The 17,112-nt window shown below is 66.8% G+C and carries 14 protein-coding genes; 8 read left to right on the top strand and 6 right to left on the bottom strand.

What is annotated here, in order from left to right; translation table 11 throughout:
- Nucleotides 1-111: 111 nt before the first annotated feature.
- The 5 genes from RNZ50_22025 (at nucleotide 112) to infB (ending at nucleotide 6,501) form a co-directional block, all read left to right on the top strand.
- Complete coding sequence (locus tag RNZ50_22025; GenBank protein MDT8857673.1) at nucleotides 112-774, top strand: hypothetical protein; 663 nt, start codon at nucleotides 112-114, stop codon at nucleotides 772-774.
- Between the two features lie 258 nt (nucleotides 775-1,032).
- A complete protein-coding gene (rimP, locus tag RNZ50_22030) occupies nucleotides 1,033-1,644 on the top strand; it encodes a ribosome maturation factor RimP (protein ID MDT8857674.1) in 612 nt (203 codons plus the stop codon).
- 24 nt (nucleotides 1,645-1,668) lie between these two features.
- Nucleotides 1,669-3,282: a transcription termination factor NusA gene (gene nusA / locus RNZ50_22035; protein MDT8857675.1), complete on the top strand. Its 1,614-nt coding sequence runs from the start codon at nucleotides 1,669-1,671 to the stop codon at nucleotides 3,280-3,282.
- Nucleotides 3,283-3,304: 22 nt separating this feature from the next.
- The gene (locus tag RNZ50_22040) at nucleotides 3,305-3,967 is read left to right on the top strand and encodes an RNA-binding protein (protein MDT8857676.1); all 663 of its coding nucleotides are present in this window, start codon (nucleotides 3,305-3,307) and stop codon (nucleotides 3,965-3,967) included.
- Nucleotides 3,964-6,501 carry a translation initiation factor IF-2 gene (gene infB, locus RNZ50_22045; protein ID MDT8857677.1) on the top strand — a complete coding sequence of 846 codons (2,538 nt, stop codon included), beginning with the start codon at nucleotides 3,964-3,966 and terminating at the stop codon, nucleotides 6,499-6,501. The genes RNZ50_22040 and infB overlap by 4 nt, the downstream gene beginning before the upstream one ends.
- A 63-nt stretch (nucleotides 6,502-6,564) precedes the next feature.
- Here the strand turns inward: infB and RNZ50_22050 are convergent, their stop codons facing one another.
- The 4 genes from RNZ50_22050 to RNZ50_22065 form a co-directional block, all read right to left on the bottom strand.
- On the bottom strand, nucleotides 6,565-6,705 hold the full coding sequence (locus tag RNZ50_22050) for a hypothetical protein (GenBank protein MDT8857678.1): 141 nt from the start codon (nucleotides 6,703-6,705) through the stop codon (nucleotides 6,565-6,567).
- A gap of 124 nt (nucleotides 6,706-6,829) precedes the next feature.
- Complete coding sequence (locus RNZ50_22055) at nucleotides 6,830-7,228, bottom strand: (deoxy)nucleoside triphosphate pyrophosphohydrolase (GenBank protein ID MDT8857679.1); 399 nt, start codon at nucleotides 7,226-7,228, stop codon at nucleotides 6,830-6,832.
- Entirely contained in the window at nucleotides 7,225-8,625 is a 1,401-nt protein-coding gene (gene argJ / locus RNZ50_22060; GenBank protein MDT8857680.1) for a bifunctional glutamate N-acetyltransferase/amino-acid acetyltransferase ArgJ, read from the bottom strand. Before argJ ends, RNZ50_22055 begins: the two co-directional genes overlap by 4 nt.
- Nucleotides 8,626-8,649: 24 nt before the next feature.
- Entirely contained in the window at nucleotides 8,650-9,495 is an 846-nt protein-coding gene (locus RNZ50_22065) for a peptidylprolyl isomerase (GenBank protein MDT8857681.1), read from the bottom strand.
- Nucleotides 9,496-9,701: 206 nt separating this feature from the next.
- Between RNZ50_22065 and secA the strand changes: the two genes are divergently transcribed.
- The 3 genes from secA (at nucleotide 9,702) to RNZ50_22080 (ending at nucleotide 15,068) form a co-directional block, all read left to right on the top strand.
- Complete coding sequence (gene secA, locus RNZ50_22070) at nucleotides 9,702-12,419, top strand: preprotein translocase subunit SecA (GenBank protein MDT8857682.1); 2,718 nt, start codon at nucleotides 9,702-9,704, stop codon at nucleotides 12,417-12,419.
- Between the two features lie 173 nt (nucleotides 12,420-12,592).
- Nucleotides 12,593-13,543, top strand: coding sequence for a hypothetical protein (locus RNZ50_22075; protein MDT8857683.1), 951 nt, complete (start codon nucleotides 12,593-12,595; stop codon nucleotides 13,541-13,543).
- A gap of 19 nt (nucleotides 13,544-13,562) precedes the next feature.
- Nucleotides 13,563-15,068 carry a phosphate ABC transporter substrate-binding/OmpA family protein gene (locus RNZ50_22080; protein ID MDT8857684.1) on the top strand — a complete coding sequence of 502 codons (1,506 nt, stop codon included), beginning with the start codon at nucleotides 13,563-13,565 and terminating at the stop codon, nucleotides 15,066-15,068.
- On the opposite strand, the gene radC is transcribed toward RNZ50_22080, so the two are convergent.
- The gene (gene radC / locus RNZ50_22085; GenBank protein MDT8857685.1) at nucleotides 15,046-15,813 is read right to left on the bottom strand and encodes a DNA repair protein RadC; all 768 of its coding nucleotides are present in this window, start codon (nucleotides 15,811-15,813) and stop codon (nucleotides 15,046-15,048) included. The genes RNZ50_22080 and radC overlap by 23 nt on opposite strands.
- Before the next feature lie 138 nt (nucleotides 15,814-15,951).
- The gene (gene dnaJ, locus RNZ50_22090; protein MDT8857686.1) at nucleotides 15,952-17,100 is read right to left on the bottom strand and encodes a molecular chaperone DnaJ; all 1,149 of its coding nucleotides are present in this window, start codon (nucleotides 17,098-17,100) and stop codon (nucleotides 15,952-15,954) included.
- Nucleotides 17,101-17,112: the final 12 nt, after the last annotated feature.

Raw genomic sequence — 17,112 nt, forward strand, 5'->3', positions numbered from 1 at the left:
CACGATCCCGTGAAATGACTGCCCAGAATGGCGCGAAACGCGTGCCCACGATCGCGCGAAATCAGCGCCCATTCTCCGCGAAATCCGCACGGACTGGCAGCGTGCGACCAAATGACCCTGAGGCCGGAAGTTGCGATCAGCCGGGGTGTTGCCGACCGCTTCTTCATCGAGGGTGCATTGCAAGGCACGGCCGATGCATTCGTCGGAGAGGCGCGGACAGCGTCGGCAATTTCGCGGAGCGGGTCGGGCGGATTCGAGCTGGCCGATATCGACGGGTCAACCCTGTCGCCGTCGTCGGGAACGCCCTATCGGAAGGAACTCGACCGGGCCACGTCTCTCTCCGTTGCGGTCATGCAGGATTTGACTCCGGCTGTCGGACTGAAGACGACGGTCCGGCTGGGGACGGGGGAGACCCATTACCTGCTGCCGGAGGGGTCGGGGATCCTGACGGACCCGATCGGGATCGACTTCGAGCTGCAGAGCGTTTCGGGCGAGGTGGTCGCGGTCTGGCAGGGGCGCTGCCGGGGGGCGTGCCGGGTCAGCTATGCGGCCGGCTTCGGGGTCGCGGCGGTGCGGGCGCGGACGTGGGTTCAATCGGCGCTGCTGGATGTGCGCCACGAAAGCCGACATTCCGATACCTACGGCGTCGCGTCGGTCCGGCTCGGGCTGGCCCCGCCGGGCGGTCGAGGGCCGACCCCCTTGGTGGAAGGCGAGGTGCGGGTGTTCGACGAGCAGACGCTGGAGGCACGGACCAACCTGGTCGTCGCGTTTTGAACGCGTTTTCACGCGTGAAAATCGGTGCAACATTATGATAATTTTATACTTTTCTAATCCGTTTACCTTGCGTTAGCCTTGAATTGCCCGAGCATCGGCCTGGAAACCTGCCGAAGGGCGCACCGCTGCTGCATCACCCTTGCAATCGGCCCGCGATCTGCGTATATGTCTTTCAACAGCGCGGTCCGGGGTCCACACCCGGATGCACCGATCCGCACGACGGGCCGCTTGGCCCGTTTTTTGTTTTTGGGAAGCCCCATGTCCGACCTTATCGCCAAAACCGCCATCGACCGCCGTCTGGCCGAGATCGTCACGCCCGCCATCGAAGGGCTGGGGTTCGAGCTTGTGCGCATCCGGCTGATGGGCGGCAAGACGCGCACCTTGCAGATCATGGCCGACCGGCCCGACGGCGGCATCATCGTCGAGGATTGCGCCACGATTTCCACCGCCGTTTCGGCGGTGCTGGATGTGGAAGATCCGGTCGAGGACAACTATATTCTGGAAGTATCCTCCCCCGGCATCGACCGGCCGCTGACCCGGCTGAAGGATTTCAGCATGTGGGAAGGCTACGAGGCGCGGATCGAGACCACCGAGCTGATCGACGGCCGCCGCCGCTTCAAGGGCGTTCTGGCGGGGGTCGAGGGCGACGAGGTGCTGATCGAGCTTGAGGAAGGCGCCGAGACCGTGACCATCGGGCTGAAGTTCGACTGGCTGTCGGATGCCAAGCTGATACTGACCGACGACCTGATTGCCGAGATGCTGCGCCAGCGCAAGGCGTCGGGGGTGATTGACGAGACCCAGTTCGACGAGATCGAGACATCCGAAGGGGACGAGCCCGACGAGGCCGAAACCCCCGAAACGAAACACTGAACACCGCTTCCCGAGGAGAGTGACATGGCGATTACCTCTGCCAACCAGCTGGAACTGCTGCAAACCGCCGAAGCGGTGGCGCGTGAGAAGATGATCGACCCCGATCTGGTGATCCAGGCGATGGAGGAATCGCTCGCCCGGGCCGCCAAGTCGCGCTACGGGTCGGAGCTGGACATCCGGGTGCGGATCGACCGCAAGTCGGGGCGTGCGACGTTCGCGCGCATCCGCACGGTGGTCGAGGACGACGCGCTGGAAAACCACCATGCGCAACTGACCGTGGCGCAGGCGAAAAGCCATCTGGCCGACCCCAAGGTGGGCGACGAGGTGATCGACGAGGTGCCGCCGGTCGATCTGGGCCGCATCGCCGCGCAAAGCGCCAAGCAGGTGATCCTGCAGAAGGTGCGCGAGGCCGAGCGCGACCGCCAGTTCGAAGAATTCAAGGACCGCAAGGGCACCATCATCAACGGCATGGTCAAGCGCGAGGAATACGGCAACATCATCGTCGATATCGGGCGCGGCGAGGCGATCTTGCGGCGCAACGAGAAGATCGGCCGCGAAAGCTATCGCCCGAACGACCGCATCCGCGCCTACATCAAGGATGTGCGCCGCGAGGCGCGCGGGCCGCAGGTTTTCCTTTCGCGCACCGATCCGCAGTTCATGGCGGAACTGTTCAAGATGGAAGTGCCGGAAATCTATGACAACATCATCGAGATCAAGGCCGTGGCCCGTGACCCCGGCAGCCGCGCCAAGATCGCGGTGATTTCCTATGACAACTCGATCGACCCGGTCGGCGCCTGCGTCGGGATGCGCGGCAGCCGCGTGCAGGCCGTGGTGAACGAGTTGCAGGGCGAAAAGATCGACATCATTCCGTGGAACGCCGATCAGGCGACCTTCCTCGTGAACGCGTTGCAGCCGGCCGAGGTTTCCAAGGTGGTGATCGACGAGGAAGCGGGCAAGATCGAGGTCGTGGTTCCGGACGAGCAGCTTTCGCTGGCCATCGGGCGGCGCGGGCAGAACGTGCGGCTGGCCAGCCAGTTGACCGGGCTGGACATCGACATCGTGACCGAAAGCGATGAATCCACCCGCCGCCAGGCCGAGTTCACCGAACGCTCCAAGCTGTTCATGGACACGCTGGATATCGACGAGATGATGGCGCAACTGCTGGTGTCGGAAGGCTTCACCAATCTGGAGGAAGTCGCCTACGTCGATCTGGAAGAACTGCTGTCGATCGACGGGTTCGACGAGGGCACCGCGGGCGAGTTGCAGGCCCGCGCCCGCGACAACCTGGAGGCGGCCAACATCAAGGCGATGGAAACCGCCCGCGCGCTGGGCGTCGAGGACAGCCTGGTGAACTTCGAGGGCCTGACGCCGCAGATGCTGGAGGCGCTGGCCAAGGACAACATCAAGACGCTGGAAGACTTTGCCACCTGCGCCGACTGGGAACTGGCCGGCGGCTGGACCACGGTGAAGGGCCAGCGCGTCAAGGACGAGGGCGTGCTTGAAAAGTTTGACGTGTCGCTGGAAGAGGCGCAAACTTTGGTGATGACCGCGCGGGTCATGCTCGGCTGGGTGGACCCGACCGAACTGGAAGCCGAAACCGCCGAAGTCGACGACGAAGACGAGGAGGCCGGCGCCTGAAAGGGCCCTGGAGGAGACGCCCGTGACGCGCGGAGGCAGAGACGACAAGCGGGATGACCCCGAACGCCGGTGCATCGTGACCGGCGAAAGCCAGCCGGTGGCGGGATTGATCCGCTTCGGGCTGGGGCCGGACGGACAGGTGGTGCCGGATGTGCTGGGCCGCCTGCCGGGACGCGGGATGTATGTGGTGGCCGACCGCAAGGCGATTGAAAAGGCGACCGCCCGGGGTCTGTTTGCCCGTGCGGCGAAAAAGCCCGTGACGGTGCCTGCCGGGCTGGCCGATCTGGTCGAGACGCAGCTGGCGCGGCGGGTGGTCGATCTGATCAGCCTGGCGCGCAAGGCGGGCGATGCGGTCGGCGGGTTCGAAAAGGTGAAGGACTGGCTGACCAAGGGTCAGGCCGCGATCCTGATTCAGGCCAGCGACGGGTCGGAACGCGGCAAGACCAAGCTGCACCCGCCCGAGGGGCCCGAGACGTTCATCGGCTGTCTGACCGCCCGGGAATTGGGTTTGGCATTCGGCCGGGAACATGCAATACACGGCGCGCTTGCGGCTGGTGGACTCACAACGCTTGTTGTAGAGGAAGCGGCACGGCTCGCTGGATTACGTGAGCATCCGGGTGGCGCAGCCGCCGGGAGCGGGCAGGTCGACGGCGAGACCGTCGGAAGGGATACGAAAGACGCATGAGCGATACAGACGGTAAGAAACCCCTTGGCCTTGGCGGCGGGTCTCGGTCGGGTCAGGTGAAGCAGAGCTTCAGCCACGGCCGGACCAAGAGTGTCGTGGTCGAGACCAAGCGCAAGCGTGTCGTGGTTCCGAAGGCCGGCACACCTGGTGCCCCGGCAGCGGGCGCGGCATCGCATCTGGGCGACCCGTCGAAACGCCCGGCGGGCATTTCCGACGCCGAGATGGAACGCCGTCTGGCGGCGCTGCGCAATGCCAAGGCCCGCGAGGCCGAGGACGCGATCAAGCGTGCCGCCGATGACAAGGTCCGCGAAGAGGACCGCCAGCGCCGCCGTGACGAGATCGAGGCCAAGGAAAAGGAAGAACGCGCCCGCGAAGAAGCGGCCCGCGTGAAGGCCGCCGAAGAGGCGCGCGCCAAGGCCGAGGCGGAAATCAACGCGCAACGTGCTGAAGATGCGCGCAAAACTCCGGCACCGCGGTCCGCGGCCGCTGCTCCGGCTGCGACCGAGGAGACGCCGCCGCGCGCCGCCGCCGCCGCCGCCGCCCCGGCTGGCGCCAAGCCCGGCCTTGCCCCGCGCAAGACCGAGCGCGAGCGTGAAGGCGACCGTGACCGCAACGCCAAGGCCAAGACCGACGATGCGCGCCGCACCGGCAAGCTGACCCTGAACGACGCGCTGGCCGGCGAAGGCGGGCGCACGCGCAGCCTTGCCGCGATGAAGCGCAAGCAGGAAAAGGCGCGCCAGAAGGCGATGGGCTTCAGCAAGCCCGAAAAGCAGGTGCGCGACGTGCAGCTGCCGGAAACCATCGTGGTGCAGGAACTGGCGAACCGCATGGCGGAACGCGCGGCCGACGTGGTCAAGAGCCTCATGAAAATGGGCATGATGGTCACGATGAACCAGGCGATCGACGCCGACACCGCCGAACTGGTGATCGAGGAATCCGGTCACCGCACGGTGCGCGTGTCGGACAGCGACGTGGAACAGGTGATCGATTCGGTTGTCGATTCGGCCGAGGTGCTGGTGCCGCGCCCGCCGATCGTGACGATCATGGGGCACGTCGACCACGGCAAAACGTCGCTGCTGGATGCGATTCGCAAGACCAGCGTCGTTTCGGGCGAGGCCGGGGGCATCACCCAGCATATCGGGGCCTATCAGGTGACGACCGATTCGGGCGCCAAGCTGACCTTCCTCGACACACCGGGCCACGCCGCCTTCACCTCGATGCGGGCGCGCGGTGCGAATGTGACCGATATCGTGGTTCTGGTGGTGGCGGCCGACGATGCCGTGATGCCGCAGACGATCGAGGCGATCAAGCACGCGAAAGCGGCCAACGTGCCGATGATCGTGGCGATCAACAAGGTCGACAAATACGACGCGAACCCGACCAAGGTCCGCACCGACCTGCTGCAACATGAAGTCGTGGTCGAAGCCATGTCCGGCGACGTGCTGGACGTGGAGGTTTCGGCCAAGACCGGGCAGGGGCTGGACAAGCTGCTGGAGGCGATTGCGCTTCAGGCGGAAATCCTCGATCTGCGCGCCAACCCGGCGCGGTCGGCCTCGGGTGCGGTGATCGAAGCCAAGCTTGACGTGGGTCGTGGCCCGGTGGCGACCGTTCTGGTGCAGAACGGCACGCTGAAAAAGGGCGACATCTTCGTGGTCGGCGAACAGTGGGGCAAGGTGCGCGCCCTGATCAACGACCAGGGCGAGCGGATCGACGAAGCCGGGCCGTCGGTTCCGGTGGAGGTTCTGGGCCTTTCGGGCACGCCGTCGGCCGGCGACACGCTGAACGTGGTGGAAACCGAAGCGCAGGCGCGCGAGATCGCGGACTATCGCGAAAAAGCCGCCAAGGACAAGCGCGCCGCCGTGGGCGCCTCGACCACGCTGGAACAGCTGATGGCGAAGGCCAAGGCGGACCAGAGCGTGACCGAACTGCCGCTGGTGGTGAAGGCCGACGTTCAGGGCTCTGCCGAGGCGATCGTTCAGGCACTGGAAAAGATCGGCAACGACGAGGTGCGCGTGCGCGTGCTGCACTACGGTGTGGGCGCGATCACCGAAACCGACATCGGGCTGGCCGAAGCCTCTGGCGCGCCGGTCATCGGGTTCAACGTGCGGGCCAATGCCTCGGCCCGGACCACCGCGAACCAGAAGGGTGTCGAGGTGCGCTATTACAGCGTGATCTATGACCTGGTGGATGACGTGAAGGCGGCGGCCTCGGGCCTGCTGAAGGCGGAAGTGCGCGAAACCTTCATCGGTTACGCGACCATCAAGGAAGTGTTCAAGGTTACCGGCATCGGCAACGTCGCGGGTTGCCTGGTCACCGAAGGCATCGCCCGCCGGTCGGCCGGCGTGCGCCTGCTGCGCGACAGCGTCGTGATCCACGAGGGCACGCTGAAGACGCTGAAACGCTTCAAGGACGAAGTGAAGGAAGTGCAGTCCGGCCAGGAATGCGGCATGGCGTTCGAGCGTTACGACGATGTGCGCGCGGGCGACGTGATCGAGATCTTCGAACGCGAGGAGGTCCAGCGCAAGCTGGCCTGATCTGTCGACGGAAACAGAAAGGCCGGGCATCGCGCCCGGCCTTTTTTCATTCGTGTCGCGCGATCAGGTTGCGCGGGCCGAGGCCACCGGATAGCCGGCAAAGGTCTTTTCGTCGACGCGGACCAGAAGCTTGCCATCGGCCAGTTGCCCGACGACGACCCCCTGCACCGAAACACAGCTTCCCAGCGTGATTGTCCTCAGCATGTGCTTCCCCCAAAGCAATTCTGTCATAATGTCAGGATAGTCTGCAGAATGTTAAAAAAAACTGGAACTTTCGTCGTATAGCCCGATTTGCGTGCGACAAATGAACGTATCGGCGTTGTGGCGCCTACAACCAGTCGCGAAGGATGGGAATCAGCGGCACATCCGCAGGTGGCATCGGGTAGTCGCGCAAATTCTGGGCTTTGACCCAGGCAAGGCGCTGCCCTTCGCGGGGCTGGGCAATACCCTCCCAGCGGCGGCAGGCGAAAAGCGGCATCAGCAGGTGGAAATCAGGGTAGCCGTGGCTGGCGAAGGTCAGGGGGGCAAGACAGCTTTTCCAGGTGTCGATGCCCAGTTCCTCCTTCAGCTCGCGGATCAGGGCGGCCTCGGGCGATTCGCCGGGTTCGACCTTGCCGCCCGGAAACTCCCAGAGCCCCGCCAGCGATTTGCCCTCCGGGCGCTGGGCCAGCAGAACCCGGCCGTCGCTGTCGATCAGCGCGACGGCCGAGACGAGGAGGATCTTCACGACCGGTAGTCGGCGTTGATGTCGATGTAGCGGTGGGTCAGGTCGCAGGTCCAGACCGAGCGGGCGGCCGTGCCAAGCCCCATGTCGACAGCGATCACCAGATCCTGCTGGCGCATGTAGGCCGCGCCGTCATCCTCGCGGTAGTCGGGGTTGCGCCAGCCCTTTTCGGCCACAAGGATGTCGCCGAAGCGGATCGACAGGCGGTCGCGGTCGGCGGTTGCGCCGGATTTGCCGATCGCGGCGACGATGCGGCCCCAGTTCGGGTCTTCGCCCGCGATGGCGGTTTTCACCAGCGGCGAGTTGGCGATGGCGAAGGCGATCTTCGTTGCGTCCTCGGGGATGGCGGCTCCGGTCACGCGGATCTCGACGAACTTGGTGGCGCCCTCGCCGTCGCGGATCACCTGATGCGCGAGGTCTTTCATCACGCGGCGCAGGGCGGCCTCGAACGCCTTGGCGACGGCGCCCTTGACCTCGGCTGCCGCCGACTTGCCGGTGGCGGCGAGGATCAGCGCGTCGGAGGTCGAGGTGTCGCTGTCGACGGTGATCGCGTTGAACGTGTCGTCCATGTTGCGCGACAGGAACTTCTGCAGGCTGGTCTGGCTGATCTTCGCATCGGTGAAGATGTAGACCAGCATCGTCGCCATGTCGGGCGCGATCATGCCCGAGCCCTTGGCGATGCCCGCAATGTGGATCGGGCCGCCCTCGCCCTGAATCGTGGCGGTGGCGCCCTTGGGGAAGGTGTCGGTTGTCATCATCGCCTGCGCCGCCATGTCGATGGCGTCGCTGCGCAGGCCCGCGACCAGCGCGGGCACGGCGGCGGTGATGCGGTCATGCGGCAGGGGTTCGCCGATCACCCCGGTGGAGGAGGAGAAGACGCGGCTGGCGGGCATGTCGAGCGCGGCGGCCACGGCGGCGGTCACGGCGGTGACGGAAGCCTGGCCCGCCGCGCCGGTGAAGGCGTTGGCGTTGCCGGAGTTCACGATGATCGCGGCGCCGGCGCCCGGCGGCACCTTCGTCGCCAGCTTGGCCTGGCAATCGAGCACGCAGGCGGCGCGGGTGGTGGAGCGGGTGAAGGCCCCGGCGATGACGGTGCCGGGGTCGAGCCGCACCAGCATCACGTCCTTGCGGTGCTTGTAGCGCACCCCGGCCTCGACCGCCGAAAAGGCGACGCCCGCGATGGGCGGCATGTCGGGAAAGCCGTCCGCCGGGGCAAGGGGCGACACCGGCTTGGCGGTGATCTTGACCACGGCGGCATCCATCGCGCCCACCGCCGCCTCGGTCGCGGCGGTCAGGGCGGCACCGGCGGCGGCACCGACCGGGGCGGCAGCTTCGGCCAGGGCCTGCTTGAGCTTTTTCTTCAGCGTCTTCGCTTCGGCTTTCCAGTCGGTCTTGGCCATTCTTGCCCCCCGGGGTCAGGTGGATTACTTGTCGAGCAACGTCTGATCCTTGAGCGTCGCCGGGTCAATCCCTTCACCGGGGCGGGTGATGGTGGCGGCGGCGGTCACGGCGGCGACATGGGCATCGACGGCGGCCTTCTCGATCTCGGCGGCAAGGTCGTCGCGCATGTCGTCCAGTGCCGGGGCCGAGGCGATGCGGGTTTCGCTGAGCTTGACCAGATGCCAGCCGAACTGGGTCTGGATCGGGCCGGAGACCTGACCGACGGTCATGCCGACCACCGCATCCTCGAACGGCTTGACCATCATGCCAAGCCCGAACCAGCCCAGATCGCCGCCATTGGCCGCCGACCCGTCGGAGGAGTTGACCTTTGCAAGCTCGGCAAAGTCGGCGCCGCCGTCGATCTGCGCCTTGAGGTCGCGCGCCTTGTCCTCGGTTTCGACGAGGATGTGGGCGGCGTGGTATTCGGTCTGGGCCACCGCATCCTTGAAGCGGGCGTCGTAGGCGGCCTGCAGCGCCGCGTCGGTCACCGCGCCGGTGACGACGCCGCGCAGGGCCGCGCCCGACAGGTAGCCGCGGCGTTCGTTTTCCAGCGCGATCTCGTCACGCTTGGTCAGCTTGCCCTCGACCGACTGCGACAGGGCGACCTGCTGGATCATCTGTTCCAGAATGCCCTTGAACAGCACGTCGTCGGGCAGGGCCTGGTATTGCTCGGGCAGGGTGTCGCGCAGCACGATCATCTGGCCCAGCGTGATTTCGGTGCCGTTGACGGTGGCCATCACGGTGTCGGCGCCAAGGTCGGCGGCGGCAGCGGGTGCGGCCAGCGCGGCGCAGACGGCCAGAGTCGGCCAGAATCTTGTCAGTTTTGCCATTGCGGCACCTCCTGCACGGGCCGCGACCGTGCGCGGCGTTGACTATGCCGTGCCAGCCCCTTACATCGCGGGAGTCGCGTGAGACAGGGTTGGCCCGGACCTTCAGCGTTCTTCTAGGGAAGGCGGCGCAGGCGGGCAAGCCCATAGGCTCACACGATCATGTCAAGAAAGACTTGGCTTGTCAGGAACGACCAGGCGGAGAAAACATGCTGGGTCTCGGAACGCTTGCACGGAAACTGTTCGGCACCCCCAACGATCGCAAGGTCAAATCGGCTCGCCCGCTGGTCGCCAGGATCAACGCGCTGGAGCCGGAATTCCAGGCGCTGTCGGATGACGGAATCAAGGAAAAGACCCGCGCGCTGATGGCGCGGGCGCAGGGTGGCGAAAGCCTTGACGACCTGCTGCCGGAGGCCTTTGCCAACTGCCGCGAGGCGGCGCGCCGCGCGCTTGGCCTGCGGGCCTTCGATGTGCAGCTGAAGGGCGGGATCTTCCTGCATCAGGGCAACATCGCGGAAATGAAGACGGGCGAGGGCAAGACCCTGGTCGCGACGCTGCCCGCCTATCTGAACGCGCTGGCGGGCAAGGGCGTGCATGTCGTCACGGTGAACGACTACCTTGCCAAGCGCGATGCCGAATGGATGGGCAAGGTCTATGGCGCGCTTGGTCTGACGACCGGCGTGGTTTACCCCTATCAGCCCGAGGCCGAAAAACGTGCCGCTTACCGGGCCGACATCACCTATGCCACCAACAACGAGCTTGGCTTCGATTACCTGCGCGACAACATGAAGGGCAGCATCGAGGAAATGAACCAGCGCGGGCATTTCTATGCCATCGTGGACGAGGTTGACAGCATCCTGATCGACGAGGCGCGCACGCCGCTGATCATCTCGGGGCCGAGCCAGGACCGCAGCGACCTTTACCAGAAGGTTGACGCGATCATCCCCGACCTCGGGCCCGAGCATTTCAAGCTGGACGAAAAGACCCGCAACGTCACCTATACCGAGGACGGCAACGAGTTCATCGAACAGCGCCTGCTGGCCGTGGGGCTGCTGCCCGAAGGCCAGACGCTTTACGACCCCGAAAGCACCACGCTGGTGCATCATGTGACGCAGGCGCTGCGGGCGCACAAGCTGTTCACCCGTGATCAGCAATACATCGTGCGCGACAACGAGGTGATGCTGATCGACGAGTTCACCGGGCGGATGATGCGCGGGCGGCGGCTGTCTGACGGGTTGCATCAGGCGATCGAGGCCAAGGAAAATGTGCAGATCCAGCCCGAGAACGTGACGCTGGCGTCCGTCACCTTCCAGAACTATTTCCGGCTTTACGAAAAGCTGGCGGGCATGACCGGCACGGCCACCACCGAGGCCGAGGAGTTCATGGAAATCTACGGGCTGGGCGTGGTCGAAGTGCCGACCAACCGGCCGATCAAGCGCCATGACGAACATGATCAGGTCTACCGCACGGCGCGCGAGAAATTCGCAGGCGTGGTGGCCTCGATTCAAGAGGCCCATTCCAGGGGGCAGCCGATTCTGGTCGGCACCACATCCATCGACAAGTCGGAATTCCTGTCGGGCCTGCTGACCGCCGAAGGGTTGCCGCACAATGTGCTGAACGCCCGCCAGCATGAACAGGAAGCGCAGATCGTCGCAGATGCCGGGAAGCCCGGCGCGGTGACCATCGCCACCAACATGGCCGGTCGCGGCACCGACATCCAGCTTGGCGGCAACGTCGAGATGAAGGTGATGCAGGCGATTGCCGCCGACCCGAGCGTGCATCCCGACGAGGTGCGCGCCCGGATCGAGGCCGAACATGCCGACGACAAGGCCAAGGTGATCGAGGCGGGCGGGCTGTTCGTGCTGGCGACCGAGCGCCACGAAAGCCGGCGGATCGACAACCAGTTGCGCGGCCGTTCGGGGCGGCAGGGCGACCCGGGGCGGTCTTCGTTCTTCCTGAGCCTGGAAGACGACCTGATGCGGATCTTCGGCTCTGAACGCCTGGACAAGGTGCTGTCGAAGCTGGGGATGAAAGAGGGCGAGGCCATAATTCACCCCTGGGTCAACAAGAGCCTGGAAAAGGCGCAAGCCAAGGTCGAGGGCCGCAACTTCGACATCCGCAAGCAATTGCTGAAGTTCGACGACGTGATGAACGACCAGCGCAAGGCGATCTTTGCCCAGCGGCTGGACATCATGCAGGCCGAGGATCTGTCGGAGATCGCGCGCGACATGCGCTATCAGGTGATCGACGACCTGCTGGACAGCTTCGTTCCCGCCCGGTCCTACGCCGACCAGTGGGATGTCGAGGGGCTTCATGCGGCCTGCGCCGAAAAGCTGGCGCTGGATCTGCCGGCGGCCGACTGGGCGCGCGAGGATGGCGTTGACCAGCAGGTGCTGCGCGAACGGATCGGGGCCGCCAGCGACCGGCTGATGGCCGAAAAGCTGGAGGCTTTCGGGTCGGCCACCATGCGCAACATCGAAAAGCAGGTGCTGCTGCAGATCATCGACGCCAAGTGGCGCGAGCATCTGCTGACACTGGAACACCTGCGCTCGGTCGTGGGGTTCCGCAGCTATGCCCAGCGCGACCCGCTGTCGGAATACAAGACCGAGGCGTTCGGGATGTTCGAGTCGATGCTGAACTCGATGCGGCAGGACGTGACGCAGCGTCTGGCGCAGGTGCGCCCGCTGAGCCAGGCCGAACAGGACGCAATGATCGCGCAGCTGACGGCGCAGCAGGGTGCCGCCCCGGCGGCGTCCGCTGCGGCGGAACCCGAGCCGGAACCGGCGCCCGCCCCCGAACCCCCTCCCGCGCGGCTGCCGGGGTTCGACGAGGCCGACCCCGCGACCTGGGGTGCCCCGGCGCGCAACGACCTGTGCCCCTGCGGGTCGGGCAAGAAGTTCAAGCATTGCCACGGCGTGCTGGCCTGACAGCCACGGCCGCGGGCTGACGGAAAAGGGGGCGGGTCTTCCGCCCCCTTTGCGTTGCGGGCCTGTTTCCCCGTCACGCAGGCGCGGTGCTGGAAACATTCCCCGGTTCCGCCATGCCTCTGCCGCGATTGGCGGGCAGGGTTGCGGCAACGAAGTCCACCTTGGAGGCTGAGATGCAGTTGACACGCAAGATCGCTTTGGCCAGTGCCACCCTTGCCGTGGCCCTTGGGGCCGGGCATCTGATGCAGGGCGGGGCTGACCGGCCGGTGCGGGTCGCCGCGGTGCAAGAGCCGGTGCCGGTGGCGATCACGCCGCTGGCGGGCGAGGCGCAGCCCGAGATCCGCCTGCCGGACCTGCCCGCCAGCCCCAGCCTGCCCGCACCGGCCCTGCTGCCGACCGTGGCGGCCGCGCCGCCCGTGACGCTGACCCTGCCGGAGGACGAAGGCGTGCCCGCGCCGCTGGGCGCGGTGGCCGATGCCTGTCCGGTGCAGCTTGATCTGGTGCCGCAGCCCGGCGCCATGCTGGGCCTGACCCTGCTTGCCCCCTGCCGCGCCGGCGAGCGGGTGGTGCTGCGCCATGCCGGGCTTGCCGTGACCGCGCAGACCTCGGCCACCGGCGCGCTGTTCCTGACGCTGCCCGCGATGGACCGCGAGGCGCGCGTGTCGATCCTGTTCGGCGACGGCGTGACGGCGGATGCGGAAATTGCCGTGCCCGACCTGGCCGGGATGCGCCGCTTTGCCGTGCAATGGCTGGATCGGGACGCCTCCCAGCTTCATGCCTTCGAGGGTGCGGCCGACTATGGCACCCCGGGGCACATTGCCGCCGCCACGCCGGGCAAACCGGGCGCGGGCGGCTTTCTGACGCTGCTGGGCGACGCCGGCGTGACGCTGCCGATGCAGGCCGAGGTCTTCACCCTTCCGCGCCACAGCGATGCCCGCATCGTGATCGAGGCGGCAGTGACCGAGGCCACCTGTGGCCGCGACCTCCTGGGGGAAACCCTGATCAGCAGCGCCGGCCGGACCGAGGTGACCGAGCTGACGGTGGCCATGCCGGATTGCTCTGCCATCGGTGACATTCTGGTGTTGAAGAATCTTGTGCCGGACCTGAAGATCGCCGCGAAGTAAAAGGTCAGGCAGGCGGTTCATGGGGAAGATCTGGTGCGCGGCGGTTTTCGCCGCGTTTCTGTTTGCCGGGGGGGCGCGGGCGCAGGACGTGACGCTGACCGCCCGCGATGGCGGCATCACCCTGACCGGCACCCTGCTGGGATTCGACGGCGAGTTCTACCGGGTCGAGACCGGCTACGGGCTGCTGACGGTCGATGGCGACGGGGTGATCTGCACCGGCCCGGGCTGCCCGGACCTGACGGTGCCGCTGGCGGTGATTCGGATTCTCGGGGCGCGAGATCCGGGGATGGGGCTGCTGCCGGGGGTGCTGACCGCCTTTGCGCAAAGCCGGGGGCTGGTGATCGAGGTCAGCTATCCCGAGACCGGATTCGCGGCGGAAATCACCGACCCTGTGACCGGCAAACCCCTGGCACGCATCAGCTTTGCCCCCACGGGGCCGGAGGCTGCGCGCGCGGCGGTGGCCTCTGGCGCGGCCGAACTGGCGGTGGCGGCGCGCGAGGAACCGGGGATGACCGCACGGGTGCTGGCGCTGGATGCGCTGGTGCCGATCGTCGCGGCGGACAACCGGCTGCCGCGCATCACCACGGCCGATCTGGCGCGCGCCCTGTCGGGTGGCGTGGCCAGCTGGTCGGACCTCGGCGGGCCTGACATGCCGCTGGTGCTGCACGCGCTGGCGCGCGACACCAGCCTGCAAGAGGCGCTGGAGGCGCGGCTGGGCCGCCCGGTGGCGGCAACGGTGGTGCATGACGACCTGGCGTCGCTCGCGGCGGCGGTGGCGCGCGACCCTTGGGCGCTGGCGCTGACCGGGCTTTCGGCGCAGGGCAAGGCGCGGGCGCTGGCGGTTACCGACAGTTGCGGCTTTCCGCTGCTGCCGACCGCGCTGGGGGTCAAGGCCGGGGACTACCCGCTGTCGCTGCCGCTTTTCCTGCTGACGCCGCACCGCCGCCTGCCGCTCTTGGCGCGCGAGTTCATCGAGTTTCTCGCCGCACCGCAGGCGCAGGCGGCAGTGGCGGCGGGCGGGCACATCAACCGCGCGGCGGAACGCCAGCCGCTGACCGCTGACGGGCTTCGGCTGATCAACGCGATAAGGGGCGCGGGCGACGAGGTCACGCTGACCGACCTGAAGCGGCTGGCCGACCTGATGGCGGGGGCGGACCGGCTGTCGCTGACCTTCCGCTTTCAGGACGGGTCGTCGGCGCTGGATGCGCAATCGCGCGAGAACCTGTCCGACCTGGCGCGGCTGCTGGAAGTCGATGCCTTCCGCGGCCAGCAGCTGATTCTCGCCGGGTTTTCCGACGGGTCGGGCAATGCGGCGGCGAACATGGCGCTGTCGCGGAACCGGGCGGACGGGGTCGCGGCATCGCTGCGGGCGGCGGTCGATCTGCCCGAGGGCCTGCCGCAGGTCACGGTCGAGGCCTTCGGCGAGGCGCTGCCGATGGCCTGCGACACCACGGCGGCGGGGCGGCAGCTGAACCGGCGGGTGGAGCTTTGGCTGCGGCCGGCTACAGGTAGCCCTGTGCCCTGAAGCTGAGCTCGCGTTCCTTGCCGATGATGAGGTGATCGTGAAGCGTGATGCCCAGGGTGGCGGCGGCATCCTGGATCTGCATGGTCATCGTGATGTCGGCCTGCGACGGCGTCGGGTCACCCGAGGGGTGGTTGTGCACCAGGATCAGCGCCGAGGCGTTCAGTTCCAGCCCGCGTTTCACCACCTCGCGCGGATAGACCGGCACATGATCGACGGTGCCGCGCGCCTGTTCCTCATCCGCGATCAGGACGTTCTTGCGATCGAGGAACAGGATGCGGAACTGCTCGGTTTCGCGGTGCGCCATGGCGGTATGGCAGTAATCGAGCAGCGCATCCCAGGATGAGAGGACGGGCCGGTGCATGACCCGCGCCCGCATCATACGCTGCGCCGCCGCCTCGACGATCTTGAGTTCCTGCACCACGGCCTCGCCGACGCCGGGCACCGCCGTCAGCCGGGCCGCCGGGGCGGTGACGACACGGTTGAAATCACCGAAGGTGTCGAGCAGGCAGCGCGCCAGCGGCTTCACGTCCTGCCGGGGTATGGCGCGGAACAGCACCAGTTCCAGCAGTTCGTAATCGGGCATCGCCGTGGCCCCGCCTTCCATGAAGCGGGTGCGCAGGCGTTTGCGGTGATCGGTGATGTAGGACGGCAGCTTGCCGGGCAGCGCCTGTGGCACGGCCTCGTCCGCGTCGCCGGGGGCGAACAGCGGCAGGGGGGATTCGTGGAAGGCGCGCGACCTGGTCATGCGGCAAGCGTCGCGCAGCGTGGTGAAGGAAGGGTTAACGGGCTTTCATCTTTGTCCAAATATCCCCGCCGGAGGCTCTGTCGGACGGGCCGGGTGCCTCCGGCGGGGATATTTGAGAACAGAAGAATGGAAAGGGTGTCAGCCCTTCATGCCATCCCAGAAGCCCTTGACCTTGGAGAAGAACGACGTGCCTTCGGGGTTGTTGTCTTCCGACAGTTTCTCGAACTCGCGCAGCAGTTCCTTTTGCCGCGCGGTCAGGTTGACCGGGGTTTCGACCGCCAGTTCGATCAGCATGTCGCCCGCCGCGCCGCCGCGCAGGGCGGGCATGCCCTTGGCGCGCAGGCGCATCTGCTTGCCGGTCTGGCTGCCGGCCGGCACCTTGACCCGGCTTTTGCCGCCGTCGATGGTGGGCACCTCGACCTCGCCGCCCATCGCGGCGGTGGGCATCGAGACCGGGACGCGGCAGAACAGGTGAATGCCGTCGCGCTGGAAGATGGCGTGGTCCTTGACCTCGATGAAGATGTAAAGGTCGCCGGTGGGGCCGCCGCGCAGGCCTGCCTCGCCTTCGCCCGCCAGCCGGATGCGGGTGCCGGTTTCGACGCCTGCCGGGATGTTGACCGACAGCGCGCGTTCCTTTTCGGTGCGACCGGCGCCCGCGCAGACCTTGCAGGGGTTCTTGACGATCTGGCCCATGCCGTTGCAGGTCGGGCAGGTGCGCTCGACGGTGAAGAAACCCTGTTGGGCGCGGACCTTGCCCATGCCGGAACAGGTCGGGCAGGTGACGGGTTCGGCGCCGCCTTCGGCCCCGGTGCCGCGGCACGCCTCGCAGGCGACCGAGGCCGGGACGTTGATGGTTTTCTGCACGCCCTTGAACGCCTCTTCAAGGCTGACGCGCAGGTTGTAGCGCAGGTCGGAGCCGCGCTGGGCGCGCGCCCGCCCGCCGCCGCCGCGGCCGCCCATGAAGTCGCCGAACAGATCCTCGAACACGTCCGAGAAGGCCGAGGCAAAATCGCCCTGGCCGCCATAGCCCGCACCGCCGCCGCGCGGGCCGCCCATGCCGCCCTCGAACGCCGCGTGACCGTAGCGGTCATAGGCAGCCTTCTTGTCGGCATCCTTCAGCACGTCATAGGCTTCGTTCACTTCCTTGAACTGGGCCTCGGCGTTCGGGTTGTCGGAGTTGCGGTCGGGATGCAGTTCCTTGGCCTTGGTGCGGTAGGCCTTTTTCAGGTCTTCGGCCGAGGCGCCGCGCGGGGCGCCGAGAACATCGTAGAAATCGCGTTTTGCCATGGCAAACCCCTA

The organism is Paracoccaceae bacterium Fryx2, from assembly GCA_032334235.1.
Lineage (GTDB): Bacteria > Pseudomonadota > Alphaproteobacteria > Rhodobacterales > Rhodobacteraceae > JAVSGI01.

Excerpts from the sequence above, each read along its gene's own strand:
- RNZ50_22025 (MDT8857673.1), top strand. The coding sequence starts at position 112 with ATGACCCTGAGGCCGGAAGTTGCGATCAGCCGGGGTGTTGCCGACCGC.
- rimP (MDT8857674.1), top strand. The coding sequence starts at position 1,033 with ATGTCCGACCTTATCGCCAAAACCGCCATCGACCGCCGTCTGGCCGAG.
- nusA (MDT8857675.1), top strand. The coding sequence starts at position 1,669 with ATGGCGATTACCTCTGCCAACCAGCTGGAACTGCTGCAAACCGCCGAA.
- infB (MDT8857677.1), top strand. The coding sequence starts at position 3,964 with ATGAGCGATACAGACGGTAAGAAACCCCTTGGCCTTGGCGGCGGGTCT.
- RNZ50_22050 (MDT8857678.1), bottom strand. The coding sequence starts at position 6,705 with ATGCTGAGGACAATCACGCTGGGAAGCTGTGTTTCGGTGCAGGGGGTC.
- argJ (MDT8857680.1), bottom strand. The coding sequence starts at position 8,625 with ATGGCCAAGACCGACTGGAAAGCCGAAGCGAAGACGCTGAAGAAAAAG.
- RNZ50_22065 (MDT8857681.1), bottom strand. The coding sequence starts at position 9,495 with ATGGCAAAACTGACAAGATTCTGGCCGACTCTGGCCGTCTGCGCCGCG.
- secA (MDT8857682.1), top strand. The coding sequence starts at position 9,702 with ATGCTGGGTCTCGGAACGCTTGCACGGAAACTGTTCGGCACCCCCAAC.
- RNZ50_22075 (MDT8857683.1), top strand. The coding sequence starts at position 12,593 with ATGCAGTTGACACGCAAGATCGCTTTGGCCAGTGCCACCCTTGCCGTG.
- RNZ50_22080 (MDT8857684.1), top strand. The coding sequence starts at position 13,563 with ATGGGGAAGATCTGGTGCGCGGCGGTTTTCGCCGCGTTTCTGTTTGCC.
- radC (MDT8857685.1), bottom strand. The coding sequence starts at position 15,813 with ATGACCAGGTCGCGCGCCTTCCACGAATCCCCCCTGCCGCTGTTCGCC.
- dnaJ (MDT8857686.1), bottom strand. The coding sequence starts at position 17,100 with ATGGCAAAACGCGATTTCTACGATGTTCTCGGCGCCCCGCGCGGCGCC.